The following is a 12788-nucleotide window of genomic DNA, read 5'->3' as shown; positions in this document are numbered from 1 at the left end:
TAGCCCGTCAGCGCGGATAGAGCATATATGACGACGAACACGCCGAAACGGCGAGTGGACACCGAGGGATCTCGACATCCGGGAGCGACAGGTCGAGACGCTGGTACGGAGGGGACGTGACGATGGTGAGTCCCGCCCGCGTGGACGCGATCACGGACATCGCGTACGGCGCGTTGATCGTGGTGTCTATCGCGCTCATTGCGACGTTCGAACCCAACAACGTCGGCGTCGCGTTCGGGGTGGGCGTGTTCGCGTCCTACGTCGTCCACGTCGTCTGGAAGATGGCCCGCTTCGACCCTGATTGGATGACTCGCGAAGTCGCAGATCAGGTCGGCAAGGAAGTGGAGAAGACCGTCGGCGACACGGTCAACAGGGAAGTGGAGAAGACCGTGGGCGACACCGTCGACAAGGAGGTGACCGGTAAAGTCGAGGAGACCGTCGGTGAGACGGTCGAGAAGACCGTGGAGAAGACCGTCGACGAGAAAGTCGGCGAAACCGTGGAGAAAACCGTCGGCGAAACGGTCGAAAAGACGGTCGGCGAGAAAGTCGAAGAGACAGTCGGCGAGAAGGTCGAGGAAACGGTCGGCGAGAAGGTCGAAGAAACGGTCGAGAAGACTGTCGGGGAATCCGTCGAGAAAACCGTCGAGGAAACGGTCGGCGAGAAAGTCGAAGAGACGGTCGAGAAGACCGTCGGGGAATCCGTCGAGAAAACCGTCGAGGAAACAGTCGGCGAGAAGGTCGAAGAAACGGTCGAAGAGACGGTCGGAGAGAAAGTCGAGGAGACGGTCGACGAGAAGGTAGAGAAAACCGTCGACGAGAAGGTCGAAGAAACCGTACAAAAAACAGATACGGATGACGAGCAGACGGACGGCGAGCAGACGGATGACGACGACGGGACCGACAGCGAAGCTGCGGACGGCCGATAACGGTAGGGCCGCTGGAGGCATCCAAAAACCGCGAGGTGGCGAGGAGAACGCTGGCGATTTATAAAAGGCGAGGCGAATACCCGCGTCTTCAGGCGCGGAAGGATGTCAACCGAGACGTTGTTCGCCGCCGGTCACGGATCGACGCGCGTGAGCCACGCCGCCGGATCGTCGATCTCGGCGTCTGTCGGTAGGTTCTGTGGACCGTTCCAGACGGCGCTCGCGGCCTCGATTCCGCGAGCGTCGGCGACGTACGAGAAGAAGGCCGCGCCGCGCTCGTACTGCCGGCGTTTGAGTCCGAGACCGAGCAGTCGGCGCGCGAGTCGCTGTACCGGTCCGCCACCTCCACGCCGGGCGTCGAGCTTCCGGCGCAGGTCGGCGTACTCGCCGTCGAACGCGCGGTCCATGAGCGTCTCCGCGTACCCCTCGACCGCCGTCATCGCCGTCTGAAGCTCCGCGAACGCGGCCGGATCGAAGCCGCCGGTCGAGAGCCCGTCGACGCCGCGTTCGACCCGAGATTCGAGATACTCGGGGAGCCACGGTGCCGCGCCGAACTCGGCCGCGTGCGTCACCTCGTGGAAGGCGATCCACCGCCTGAATCGAGGTGTCTCGACGTCCAGCATCGCCGCGACCCGGACGATGTTCGGGTGGACGAAGTACAGGCCGTGATCGGCGTCGGGCTCGTCGGCGAGCAACAGGGGGTCGTACTGCCCGAGCACGTTTCGCGCGAGGAACCCGAGCGCGAACGCCATCGATCCGGTGTTGGCGATCCGGGAGAGGTCACGCACCGGCTCCCACGTCCCACGGACTGCAGACGCGTCACCGAGTGCGACAGTCGACCGGCTCTCGGAATCGCTCGCACCCCGATCGGTCGTGGCCGAATCGGTCGCGGCCGCCTCGATCGGAGCCATCACCTGCCGGAAAGTGTCGACGCTCGCGTCGATCCAGTGGTGTCGGTTCTGCACCTCGATCGCCTCCGGCACGTCGAAGTCGATCCCCGCCACTTCGCGGAGACGAGCGTTCGCGTCGCGGACGTCGGCCGCGTATCCCCTCCGCTCCGCGGCGGTGAGTTCGAGCGGTCCGGGATCTGTGCTCGCCTTCGCGGCCGCGGCGGCCCGATCCCAGTCGACGACGCCGGAACCGGAAGCCTCGGAGACGGCCCGGACGCTTCGGAGGATATCCATACGGATCGGACGCGGACCCGCCTCAAATCCCTTGTGCCGGCGCCGTCGACGAGCGGCGACGGAGGTCTCTGATGCGAGTACTGACACCGGTCCGAATGTCGGATCCGGCGGTTTATTATTCGCACCACGACAGCCACACCCATGAACGAGCCACAGCGAGCGTTCCTCGACGACCTGCTCGCCACCGCCAGCCCGTCCGGATTCGAGACGGCGAGCCAGCGCGTCTGGACCGAGTACGTCCGCGGGTTCGCAGACGACGTGTCTACGGACGCCTACGGCAACGCGGTCGCCGTTCACGAGGGCGACCCCGATGCGCCGACGATCGCGTTCACGGGCCACGCCGACGAGATCGGCTTCATCGTCCGGGACGTCCTCGACGACGGCTACCTCCGGATCGGCCGGATCGGGGGTTCCGACCGCACCGTCTCGAAGGGGCAACACGTCACCGTCCACGCCGACGAGCCCGTCAACGGCGTGATCGGCCAGACCGCGATCCACCTCCGCGACACCAGCGACGACGAGTACGAGGACATCGCGGGGCAGTTCGTCGATATCGGCGCTGCGGACGCCGACGAGGCCCGCGCGAACGTCGAAATCGGCGACCCCGTCACGTTCTCGACCGCCGAAGCGGAGCTGGTCGGTGACCGGCTCGCCGCGCGCGGGGTCGACAACCGAGCCGGCACGTGGGCGGCCGCCGAGGGGCTCCGTCGCGCGGTCGACGCCGACGCGGACCCCACCGTCTACGCCGTTTCCACGGTACAAGAGGAGGTCGGGCTCCAAGGCGCGCGAATGGTCGGAGTCGACCTCGACGACGTGGACGCGTTCATCGCCGTCGACGTCACCCACGCCACCGACAATCCGGACATCGACCGCGAGCACCGCGGACCCGTCGAACTGGGGGCCGGACCGGTCGTCAGCCGCGGGAGCGCGAACCACCCCGCGCTCGTCGACCTCGCCACGGCCGCCGCGGCCGACGCCGGCATCGAGGTGCAACTGCAGGCGGCCGGATCGCGGACCGGCACCGACGCGGATGCCTTCTACACCGCTCGTGGCGGCGTCCCGTCGCTCACCCTCTCGATCCCGAACCGCTACATGCACACGCCCGTCGAAGTGATCGATACCGGCGACCTCGACGCGGTCGCAGACCTCCTCTCTGCGATCGCCGAAGACGCGTCCGACGCGACGCCGCTCGCCGTCGACGTGTGATCCGGTCCGACGACGACCGTCGCGACGCCGATGAACGCCGGTCTCTGTCACGCTAAACCGGGGCACGGAAGCGGCGAAACGGAACTGTTTTACAATCGCCTTTCATACCGAAGAATGCGTCAACGGACGTGCGCTCTGGTGGTGTAGTCCGGCCAATCATATTGCCCTCTCACGGCAATGACCTGGGTTCGAATCCCAGCCGGAGCATCTCTTTCCCCTCGCAGTCTTGTGTTTTTCGCTAGGGATACGTGAATGAACGTCACAGCCGAATCTACTTACGCGGTTTGAGTGGGCAGCCGTATAGCCGAGCACGGTACGGTGGTTTGGTGAGGAATCGGGCTGCGCGGTCCCTTTCCGTGTATGCTGACACCGAACGGCGACGGTTCCGGCGCACTTCGCACCCGACGATCGACTCACGCCTCACCACCGTGGCGAGGGCGGTGTCAAGCGCGTCACGGGTCGTCGCGAGCGCTTCTGGTATTCGTCAGTCAGCGTCGAACCGTCTGTCGTCAGTCGGGGGATTCTTGCTCCCCGGTGGCGATTGTGTATCGTCACCTATGCGCCAGCCCGCAGCCTGGATGGCACCTATGGATGATCGCATCCTTGAGGTGCTGAATGCGGGCCTCGTACTTTCTCCGACGATTATTGCTTACAACATCGATAAGAGTCGAGAAGCTGTTGGCAGAAGGCTCTCGGAATTATCCAAATCAGGGTTAGTTAAGCGAATCGAAAGAGATCGCTATGAGATTACTGAGCGTGGCTCCGCCTACCGCACGGGAGAACTCAATGTCGACGAACTAGAAGACGAATGAACATCGATCTAACTTCCTATTCGCCGGATTCGGCATTGTCGCGGTGGTCACACTTACCTCATGAAAGAAGTCAATCCCAATTGAGTGGACGATGTAGAACTTTTCCCTCGTAGAGTAGCCTTGTGTGATAGGTAGATTCTTTATTATTGTTACTCAGTGTGACGTATGGTGCTTGAACCCCTCTCGCAGATTTTCAGTTCAATCTCTGAAATCAATTCAGGAACTGTGGAGGTCTTCTTAGGAATGGATTCCCCTTATCAAACAGTCAGATGTCCTTGTGAGATCATACCAACACCCGATCGATCTTTGCTAGCCGGAATGACTATTGGAGTTCTCGGGAACCTTCGCAACGAGGGTATTGATCGACTCATTCAGTCTATCTCAATGGATCGGGAATTCTGGCAGTTCAATTAACTATGATGTTTCTAGGAATCTTCACCGTATTTAATATCGCACGCAAGATCCAAATAGAAACCTCAAAAATATGATTAACGAGTTTTCCTTAATTTTTCACATATCCCAAATTGATTTATCGGGTTTAGTCAAATCACTAAATGAAAATTCTGGAGCTGCCCAGTCCGTAGTGGCGGCTACATCTCTGCTCCATTCGTCTTTAGCTAAGACTCACACCTCGGTTGTGTAGCGGTAGCGAGCGTCTCTTGTAAGATCGGTCGTTGTTGATGGATCTTCTGAGCATCCTCGATGAGCCGCTCCAGCAACGGTGGTGGTGAGTAGCCGAGGTACTCACCGAGTTCGTGGAGAACAAGCTGGGCGTGCGACCGGAAGGTCGCCGCCCAGCGTTCCGGTGGAAACACAATCTCGTCGTCAGCCTGCTCGGTGACCAGATCCAACAACTCACGGCTCACTAGCAGCGACAGCAACGCCGCATACAGCAAAATCTCCACCACAACAGGGTTGCTCGTGTCGAACTCATCTAGTTCGTATTGCGTCTTCAACTCACGAAACAGCGTTTCTACCTCCCATCGACACCGATACAGCGTCCCTAGATCTGCTGGGAGAAACTCTTCTCTCGGTAGATTTGTGATATACAGATGGTAGTCGTCGGCGTCCTCGTCCCGGACGCCGACGACGCGGAACCGCTTCGTGTCTAGCGACCGTGTTCCCTCGTACTGACCCCGCTTGAACTCCGCTTCGACCTCTACGTCAATGTACTCCCGCGAGAGATCACCGACCACGTCGTGGATATTCTCCCCTTCCAAGGGAATGGCGCGGCCGCGCCATTCCCGTAGTTCCTCTGTTATCACCGGATTCGCGTTCTGCTTCAACCGGCTCACGAAGTAGCCGTCGTTCTCGTCGATCAGCGCAAAGCGGCGGTACTTGAAGTACGCTAGGTCGAACAAAACCAGCCGTCCATGCAGCCACGATCCCGTCTTGAACAGCGTGCTGTCGTGCGCTTTTTCATCGGTCACATCGATTCGTTCAATCGTCTGGTCGGTGGCATTGTGGAGCAGGTGGAGCTTCGCTCCAGCCTGCTCCTCGTGGCGAGCTTGGAACTCGTCGGAAAGGAACTCGTGCAACCGCAACACCGTTCCATCAGCGATCATCACGTCCCTGAATCGGTTGATATCAGCGTCAACAGCGTCGGGAACAGCGACCTCGTCGAGACCACGCTCGACGAGGTCGCGGAGATACTCTGCAAGTGACGGTGTCAACCGGTGATAGAAGCCACCGGGAGAGATCGTCTCATCGGCTGTAGAGTTGTAGCTGCGTCTAAATCCAGCGAGTGTTCGGCTCTCGCCTGCGGCGAAGCCGAACACAAGCGCCCACACGAGGACGGGAATCTGAAGCTTCCCCTCCCGTTCGACCACGCCGAGTTCCTCGGCGTGCTCTTCAAGGAACTCAGAGGGAAACAGTGTAGTGAGACGACGCAAGATTCTCGATGAGGAGGTCTCGTTGTACACACTCGACACCTCCTCATTCCTTCCGAAAAGTAGCCTCGATAAGCCGCTGCTGTCACGCGGTTCTTCGCTTAGCTAAAGACGGATGTGGTCTAGGGGTGATGACCCACGCCAACGTGTCCCCTAACGTTGAGGATTTCATTCGTGACTTCCCCGCATCTGGCAATTTCTACGACCGAAATGACGGATTCGAATACGATGACGAGAGCCGATATCTCGATATCTCCGAGGAACTGACCAGTATCGGACAAGAAATCAGAAATGAGACAATTCGCTTCGTCGACTCGGGTGCCTTCCTCAAGGAAGGATCTCAATTCGAATCCTACGAAGAACTGTTCAATCGATACGAAGCCATGGATGCCGATTATGGCATCATCATCGACAAGCTGAACAATTCCGATGAGACAGTCTCTGAGGCTATCGACGCTATGAACACCTACGAGGATTATAATTATAATTTCAATCTCGTAGGAGTCGCTCAGGGTACTGACGTAGACGAGTACTTGGACTGCTTCGACCAGCTTCAGGATCTGGGATATGATCACGTCGCCGTTGGAGGACTTCTAAAGAAGGCCGGTGAGAGGAGTGGCGCGTTCGCACACGTTGATAGCGATGAGTACATGGAAGCCGTTCTCCGGCGAATTCGGGAGCACTACGAGGACGAGTGGTTGTTCGCACTCGGTTGCTATCACCCTGAGCGTCACGAACTTTTCGAGGATCTCGATCTCTTCGGTGCGGATTACAAGGGCTGGGTCTACAAATACAAGAGCCAGTACAACAATCGACGAAAGGCTCGAGATTGGCGGTTCCGCAGCGTGAGGAGCTTCATCAAACACAACACGACGACGGGCACAAACAGTGCGGAAAATCTACTTATTCTCCCGTGCAGCAACGGTAAGATCAATTCGCCGGGGCGGCTACCTTCGGAGAAACGATATTGTGGTCAATTCTTCCAGACGTACGACAAATGGAGAGGCGAAACCAAGAATCCGAAAGAGCAAGTGGACCTACTAATCTACTCTGCAAAATACGGACTTATCCAAGGTGAGCATCTGATTCAGGATTACGATTCAGTACTATCCGGAGACCTATCCGAAGAGAAACTGGAGCAACTCGGCTGCGATCTCTACACCTATCTTAAGTATCGATCCTACAACGAAATCTTCTGCTGTGGAGGAGAAGACTATCGAAAACCAATAGAAAACGTCCTCAGAACTCTGAAATCGCGAGAAATAACAGATGCTCCAATCGTAACTGCGGAAGGCAAAATAGGAATACAACTGAGCAAGCTCAAGGAATGGCTGAATGACGAGCCATCTATTCAATCAGGGCGACGGAGTACGTTTGCAAGTGTAGACTAACAAGGCTAAATCTCCCAATCAGAAATCCTCCAACTCCATTCGATCATCTCAATCCTTCTCTCACGAGTGGCTATTCGTACGGGGATATTATCACACGGATCAACACGGTCTGCTCAAGGCAAATTATAAGCGACAGAAAGATCGAAAACAAATAAATTATCTCCGGGATTGGTTGGGCAAACGTACTTGGGAAACATTATTCCCTTTCGTTGTCGAGGACAATCTTGGTCAGCTAATTCAAAGATTGATCTCTAGACCTGTTACACAGGCAAAAATGTACCGTAATCCCTCAAGTAATCCTAATCATTATAGTCGGGCGACGTAGTCTTGGACACAAATTTATCAGCGGCAGTACAATGATTATCGTCAAAAGTAACATATCTCTACATTATGAATGAGAGCGAGGTGTTGGATGTCTTAACCAAGTGGTTTGAGGAGGAAGGGTTTCGATTCTTTGTACACATTGCTGGGGGGACGAGAAATGATCCAACCTATTGCGAGATCGCTTGCGTGGTATAACGCCCACATTTGAACACATTACTCATGGTGTTGTGACTTTCTGATGTCCGTTCCTTGCTGTGGTAGTGTGTTTAACCTGCCAGAGTATTTCACCGAACCCTATTTGAAACCACTATTGGGCCGGACTGGCTGTGTTGAATCGCTGTAAGGCGTAGAGATTCACTGTTTGACGAAGCGCTTGATGTTATAGACGACACACATCAGCGCGATCTCGCGGAACTCACGAAACCATGACCGCGCTCGCACGGCGAAGCCGAGCGAGCGCTTCACAGCCGAGTTCACAGTTTCGGTCATAGAGCGCTGATTGTAGCGGTTATCGTCGATTCTAGCGTTGTGGGCGTGATCGTACGAAGCGAAGATACGGTGCTTGATCAGCGGTCTGATCCCGATCTCACGTAATCCTTCACGAAGCGATTGCTTGTCATAGCCTTTATCGGCCGCGAGAGACCGCAGATCGCCCGCGTTCCGGCGGGCGATCTGCTCAGCAAGGTCTGCGTCGCTTCCTTCCCGATTCGTTGAGCAGTGAACGTCAAGGACGGCTTGAGACGCTGTATCGACGAGTTTTGTGACTTTGAGTTTTTGAACGCGGTAGCTGATTCGCTGGCAGTAGTGGCGGCTCGCTGGTGAGCGGTCGTAGAACGTGGCGTCAATCGCGGCGTGTTCAGAGAGATCGTGCAGCTGCGCCGACTGGCGCAGCAGCACTCGACAGACGCTCATGCTGATCCGATCGAACGCCTTACACAACGTGGACGGTGCGGGGAGATCGGCCGCGTTGAGGCCGATCTCCCCGGTTATTTGTGGCATCTCTTTGAGCAGGTCGATCGTCATGCGGTACGATGAATCGAGGTAAATCCGCAGACAGTGAAGGGAAACGAGTGCATAGTCGGCGAATCCGCCGCCACCGTCCGGGGCGGCGGATTCGCCTCCATCGCCAGTAACTCTTTGAGCAACCGGCACAACTTCCCCGATGAAGCGGGAGATTTGCGTCATAGACAACCGCATTCTCCCGCTTCAGCTCCTTTGATTTAGCGGCCTATCTCGCTGCTGTATGGCGATTCAACACAGCCGCCGGACTTCTTCGACGGAAGCTGGTCTTGATGCGTCTGAAAGCTAAGGATTATATATTCTCACAGTATTCTCAAAGTATGTCTCAAAGAATATCTACGAAGGGGGCATTGTCGGCGGCCGAACTTGATGCCAACCAACGGATCCTCCAAATTGGAAAGCACAAGCCCATTCGGATCAGTTCGGGACACCGTATCCTCGATCATGACGGGAAGTGTTCGCGGCCACACGGCCACAATTACGAGATTACTGTCGAGGTGACCGGCAAGCTCACCGAGGAGGGATGGGTCGTCGACAAAGGCGACGTGATTGATGTCATCGATGCGTGGGATCACCGATTCCTCGTCGAAGAGGGTGATCCGCTCGTCGATGCATTCGAGATGTCGGGGGACGGTGACGCCCTCGTCGTCCTCGATCAGCCGCCAACGGCGGAAGTGATGAGCGTGCTGCTTGAACAACGCATGCTTGACGCGTTCCCGGATACCGTTTCAAATGTCTCAGTGGCAGTCAGTGAAACCCGCGAGCTCTGTGCGACGTACTGATGCCGGTCGCTAGTGACGTGGAAGAACCCACAACAGACGCTGAGGCGGCTGCTGAGGGTCTCCCGATCAACGAAGTGTTCTACTCGTTACAGGGCGAGGGAATGCTTGTCGGCGTGCCCTCAATGTTTGTGAGAACCTCCGGGTGTAACCTGCGCTGTTGGTTCTGTGATTCGTACCACACGTCATGGGAGCCGACCGGTGCGTGGCGCGATGTTGATTCCATTGTCGCAGAAGTACAGTCACACGATCAGGCGAACCACGTCGTCCTCACTGGCGGGGAACCACTCATTCACGAGGAGTCTGTAGATCTCCTCGAACGGCTCGCCGCAGACGGGTATCATACGACAGTGGAGACAAACGGGACCATCTACCGGGATGCACCGATCGACATCGCAAGCATCAGTCCGAAGCTGGCGAGCAGCACGCCGACGCCGGACCGTGATCCGAAAGGCGACGGGGAGTGGGAAAAAAAGCACGAAGAGAATCGGATCGATATGGATGCACTCTCCCAGATGGTTGATGAATACGAAACGCAACTCAAGTTTGTCGTAACCGATGAGTCAGATCTCCCAGAAATCACGGACCTCGTTGAGCGGGTGCGGACGGCGACGGCGTCGACGTTGGCGGACGAGGACGTGTTGTTGATGCCGGAAGGCATGATGCGTGAGAAACTCGATAGGACGCGAAGCCGCGTGGCAGAACTAGCGATGGAGCATGGGTACCGATACACGCCACGACTCCACGTGGATCTGTGGAACGACGCCCCAGGGACATGAACGTCTCACTAGAACACGTGAATCGGGGGTATGCCGTGATACAAGTGCAACCTGATGGACAGAGCGAAGACGAATTCGATACAACAGCAAACTCATGAGTACTGAAAGTGCGGTGGTCCTGGTGTCTGGGGGGATGGATAGTGCGACGGCCGTGTACGAGGCGATGGAGCAAGGGTACGAACCGTACTTTCTCCACACTTCGTACGGGCAACGCACGGAAGCCAAAGAGTTCGAGTGCGCGGAGGCACTCGCTGGCGAGGTTGACGCAGCAGACTTTCTCCATATCGAAACGGGCCACCTCGTGCAGATCGGTGGGTCGAGTCTGACTGACGAAGAGATGGACGTGGCTGACGCGGACCTAGAGAGTGACGAGATCCCGACATCATATGTCCCGTTCCGGAACGCGAACCTGTTGTCGATGGCGACCTCGTACGCGGAAGCAACCGACTCCTCGACACTGTTCATCGGCGCGCACTCGGAGGATTTCTCCGGGTATCCAGACTGTCGGCCGGCCTTTTTCGACGCGTTTCAGCAAGTGATCGACGTTGGGACGAAGCCGGAGACGGAGATTGATTTGAAAGCGCCGTTCGTCGAGTGGTCAAAATCGGACATCGCTGAGCGCGGCTTAGAGCTCGGTGTCCCGTACGAGATGACCTGGTCGTGTTACCGGGAGCAGGAGCCGGCGTGTGGAACGTGTGATGCTTGTGCGTTCCGGCTGGAGGCGTTTCGAAATGCCGGGTCACGCGACCCGATCGCGTACGCTAAGCGGCCGAAGTTCTCGTAACACCCCTGTGCAAAACAAGGCCGCTTTGGCTCGGTCAGGTCAGGATCCAGTGCCCGGATCGCCTGTAAGTACAGCGAAGCCTGGCGCTACTGCAGAGTCCATCGTCTGTACTGCTGATCGAATAACCTATCGAGGCTGAGTCGGTAACTGGTAGATGTGCTACATCCAATACGGGTAGTGGGAGTCACCGTGAAATAAGAGCCCAACAGAGCCGAGAAAATAGACTTAGTGACCGTTCTCGTCTTGGTTCACATCCCCTCCGGCTCGAAGTTCATCACGAGCCGCTCCTTCGCGTCCTTCGAGGACCCGCGCTTCCCGTTGTTGATGAATCGCTTCTCGTCGCGATCGAGCACGTACACGTCTTCGAACCCGTCCGGAAGATACTCGTCCGCGCAGATCCAGTCACCCTCCAACCCCGCGAGCCCGTCGACGAGCGCCTCGTGGTCGATCGTGTTCACGAGGTAGTAGTCCTCATAGCCGACGTACGGCGGGTCGCAATAGAACACGGTGTCCGCGCTGTCGTACTTCTCGAAGACCTCGGCCCAGTCGGGGTTCTCGATGACTACGTCTGCGAACCGGTCGGCGAACTCATCGAGGCGGTCGACCTTGTTCGTGTACGACTGGGCCTGACTCCGGACCTTCGAGGTCCCGAACCCGGCGATGCTGTCGTACGTCGCGCCCCACTGCGTGTACCGGAGGTAGAAGAACTGGCCGGCGCGCTCGATCGGGTCGGCTGGCCGGTAGCCGTGGAAGAACTTGTGCGCCCACTCGTCGTAGATTTCGCGCGAGTACGGCGTCCGATCAAGCCACTCGACCAGCTCCTCGCAGCGGTCGCGGAGCACCTCAAAGAACTGCACCAGGTCGCCGTCGCGGTCGTTGTACACCTCGACGTCGCTCGTGTCCGAGTCCTTGTTCGCGAGGACGCCGGCCGCACCCCCGAACACTTCCACGAAGCAGGTGTGCTCGGGCGTCTGGTCGAGGATCCACGACGCGAAGCGGCTCTTCCCGCCCGGGAAAGGAAAGACGGCGTCCGCCATCAGGTACCTCCGTCGAGTCGCTCGCCGACCACCTTGGCGACGCGCCTGACCCAGTCCGGCACGTCGGCGTCGTGGACGCTGTCTCCCTCACAGAAGATCCGCGTGATGTCGAGCGAGCCGTTCACCGCCTCGATCTCGACGCGAAGCGTGGAGTTCGCGTCGACGCTGACTGCGCGAGCGTGGTAGGGACTGTGACCGCGACTCCCGTCCGCGATGAGGTCGATATCGAACTCTGTCGTCTGTGTGCTACCGCCGTGGACCGGCTATTTCGAAGCCAGGCTGCTCGCTGATCGTCGATACCGGTTTAGTGTGACCGTAGGTGCCGGATAGTCACGAATCGCAGGACAGCGAGGACTGCCGGCTTAATTCTTGCCCGGACAAGGCACGCCAGCGGTACCTCTAGCGGTGTAGAACGACGAAATTGGGTGGCTGGGGAGTCCCAGCCCACCAATTCATTCGGGCGAGGCCCGAATTCAATTAAGGTGGGCCAACACGGATTTGAACCGTGGACCTCCCGGTTATCAGCCGAGCGCTCAACCTGACTGAGCTATTGGCCCAGGTGAGCGCATTCAGTGGTTGCGCGGGTAGGATTTTAAGGGTTTCCTTTCGATCGTCGCGTCGCCGTCTCGCGATTTCGATCAGAAGCGCCGGCCGTCTTTC

General features: G+C 57.8%; 12 protein-coding genes and 2 tRNA genes. 8 read left to right on the top strand and 6 right to left on the bottom strand.

Annotated features, from left to right (window positions below):
• The first annotated feature begins 122 nt into the window (after positions 1–122).
• The gene (locus tag ACZ45C_RS05195) at positions 123–926 is read left to right on the top strand and encodes a hypothetical protein (protein ID WP_460560500.1); all 804 of its coding nucleotides are present in this window, start codon (positions 123–125) and stop codon (positions 924–926) included.
• A 131-nt stretch (positions 927–1057) separates the two neighbouring features.
• Here ACZ45C_RS05195 and ACZ45C_RS05190 read toward each other — a convergent pair whose 3' ends face one another.
• Complete coding sequence (locus ACZ45C_RS05190) at positions 1058–2107, bottom strand: zinc-dependent metalloprotease (protein WP_460560502.1); 1050 nt, start codon at positions 2105–2107, stop codon at positions 1058–1060.
• Positions 2108–2248: 141 nt separating this feature from the next.
• Between ACZ45C_RS05190 and ACZ45C_RS05185 the strand changes: the two genes are divergently transcribed.
• From ACZ45C_RS05185 to ACZ45C_RS05175, 3 genes are all read left to right on the top strand, one after another.
• Positions 2249–3313, top strand: coding sequence for a zinc-binding metallopeptidase family protein (locus tag ACZ45C_RS05185; protein WP_460560504.1), 1065 nt, complete (start codon positions 2249–2251; stop codon positions 3311–3313).
• Between the two features lie 132 nt (positions 3314–3445).
• Positions 3446–3520 (top strand) — tRNA-Glu (locus ACZ45C_RS05180).
• A gap of 380 nt (positions 3521–3900) precedes the next feature.
• Entirely contained in the window at positions 3901–4125 is a 225-nt protein-coding gene (locus ACZ45C_RS05175) for a transcriptional regulator (protein ID WP_460560506.1), read from the top strand.
• Between the two features lie 617 nt (positions 4126–4742).
• Here the strand turns inward: ACZ45C_RS05175 and ACZ45C_RS05170 are convergent.
• Positions 4743–6017 carry an IS4 family transposase gene (locus ACZ45C_RS05170; protein WP_128906734.1) on the bottom strand — a complete coding sequence of 425 codons (1275 nt, stop codon included), beginning with the start codon at positions 6015–6017 and terminating at the stop codon, positions 4743–4745.
• A gap of 128 nt (positions 6018–6145) precedes the next feature.
• Between ACZ45C_RS05170 and ACZ45C_RS05165 the strand changes: the two genes are divergently transcribed.
• On the top strand, positions 6146–7405 hold the full coding sequence (locus ACZ45C_RS05165; protein WP_464374331.1) for a DUF6884 domain-containing protein: 1260 nt from the start codon (positions 6146–6148) through the stop codon (positions 7403–7405).
• Between the two features lie 678 nt (positions 7406–8083).
• Here the strand turns inward: ACZ45C_RS05165 and ACZ45C_RS05160 are convergent.
• Positions 8084–8914, bottom strand: a complete 831-nt coding sequence (locus ACZ45C_RS05160; RefSeq protein ID WP_200532188.1) for an IS5 family transposase — start codon at positions 8912–8914, stop codon at positions 8084–8086.
• A gap of 155 nt (positions 8915–9069) precedes the next feature.
• Here ACZ45C_RS05160 and ACZ45C_RS05155 point away from each other — a divergent pair, with 155 nt between their 5' ends.
• From ACZ45C_RS05155 to queC, 3 genes are all read left to right on the top strand, one after another.
• Positions 9070–9531 (top strand): 6-pyruvoyl trahydropterin synthase family protein, encoded by a 462-nt coding sequence (locus ACZ45C_RS05155; RefSeq protein WP_460559609.1) that lies wholly within the window; start codon positions 9070–9072, stop codon positions 9529–9531.
• Entirely contained in the window at positions 9531–10307 is a 777-nt protein-coding gene (locus ACZ45C_RS05150; protein ID WP_460559607.1) for a 7-carboxy-7-deazaguanine synthase QueE, read from the top strand. Before ACZ45C_RS05155 ends, ACZ45C_RS05150 begins: the two co-directional genes overlap by 1 nt.
• Before the next feature lie 94 nt (positions 10308–10401).
• On the top strand, positions 10402–11091 hold the full coding sequence (gene queC, locus ACZ45C_RS05145; protein ID WP_460559605.1) for a 7-cyano-7-deazaguanine synthase QueC: 690 nt from the start codon (positions 10402–10404) through the stop codon (positions 11089–11091).
• A gap of 248 nt (positions 11092–11339) precedes the next feature.
• Here the strand turns inward: queC and ACZ45C_RS05140 are convergent, their stop codons facing one another.
• The 3 genes from ACZ45C_RS05140 to ACZ45C_RS05130 all read right to left on the bottom strand — a co-directional run bounded on the left by ACZ45C_RS05140 (position 11340) and on the right by ACZ45C_RS05130 (position 12685).
• Entirely contained in the window at positions 11340–12128 is a 789-nt protein-coding gene (locus tag ACZ45C_RS05140; protein ID WP_460559603.1) for a DNA adenine methylase, read from the bottom strand.
• Positions 12128–12253, bottom strand: coding sequence for a hypothetical protein (locus ACZ45C_RS05135; RefSeq protein WP_460559601.1), 126 nt, complete (start codon positions 12251–12253; stop codon positions 12128–12130). The genes ACZ45C_RS05140 and ACZ45C_RS05135 overlap by 1 nt, the downstream gene beginning before the upstream one ends.
• A gap of 358 nt (positions 12254–12611) precedes the next feature.
• A tRNA-Ile gene (locus ACZ45C_RS05130) sits at positions 12612–12685 on the bottom strand.
• Positions 12686–12788 lie beyond the last annotated feature (103 nt).

It is taken from the genome of Halorubrum pallidum (assembly GCF_055380345.1).
Note: the sequence above shows the minus strand (reverse complement) of the source record. Positions and strands in the feature narration are given on the sequence as shown.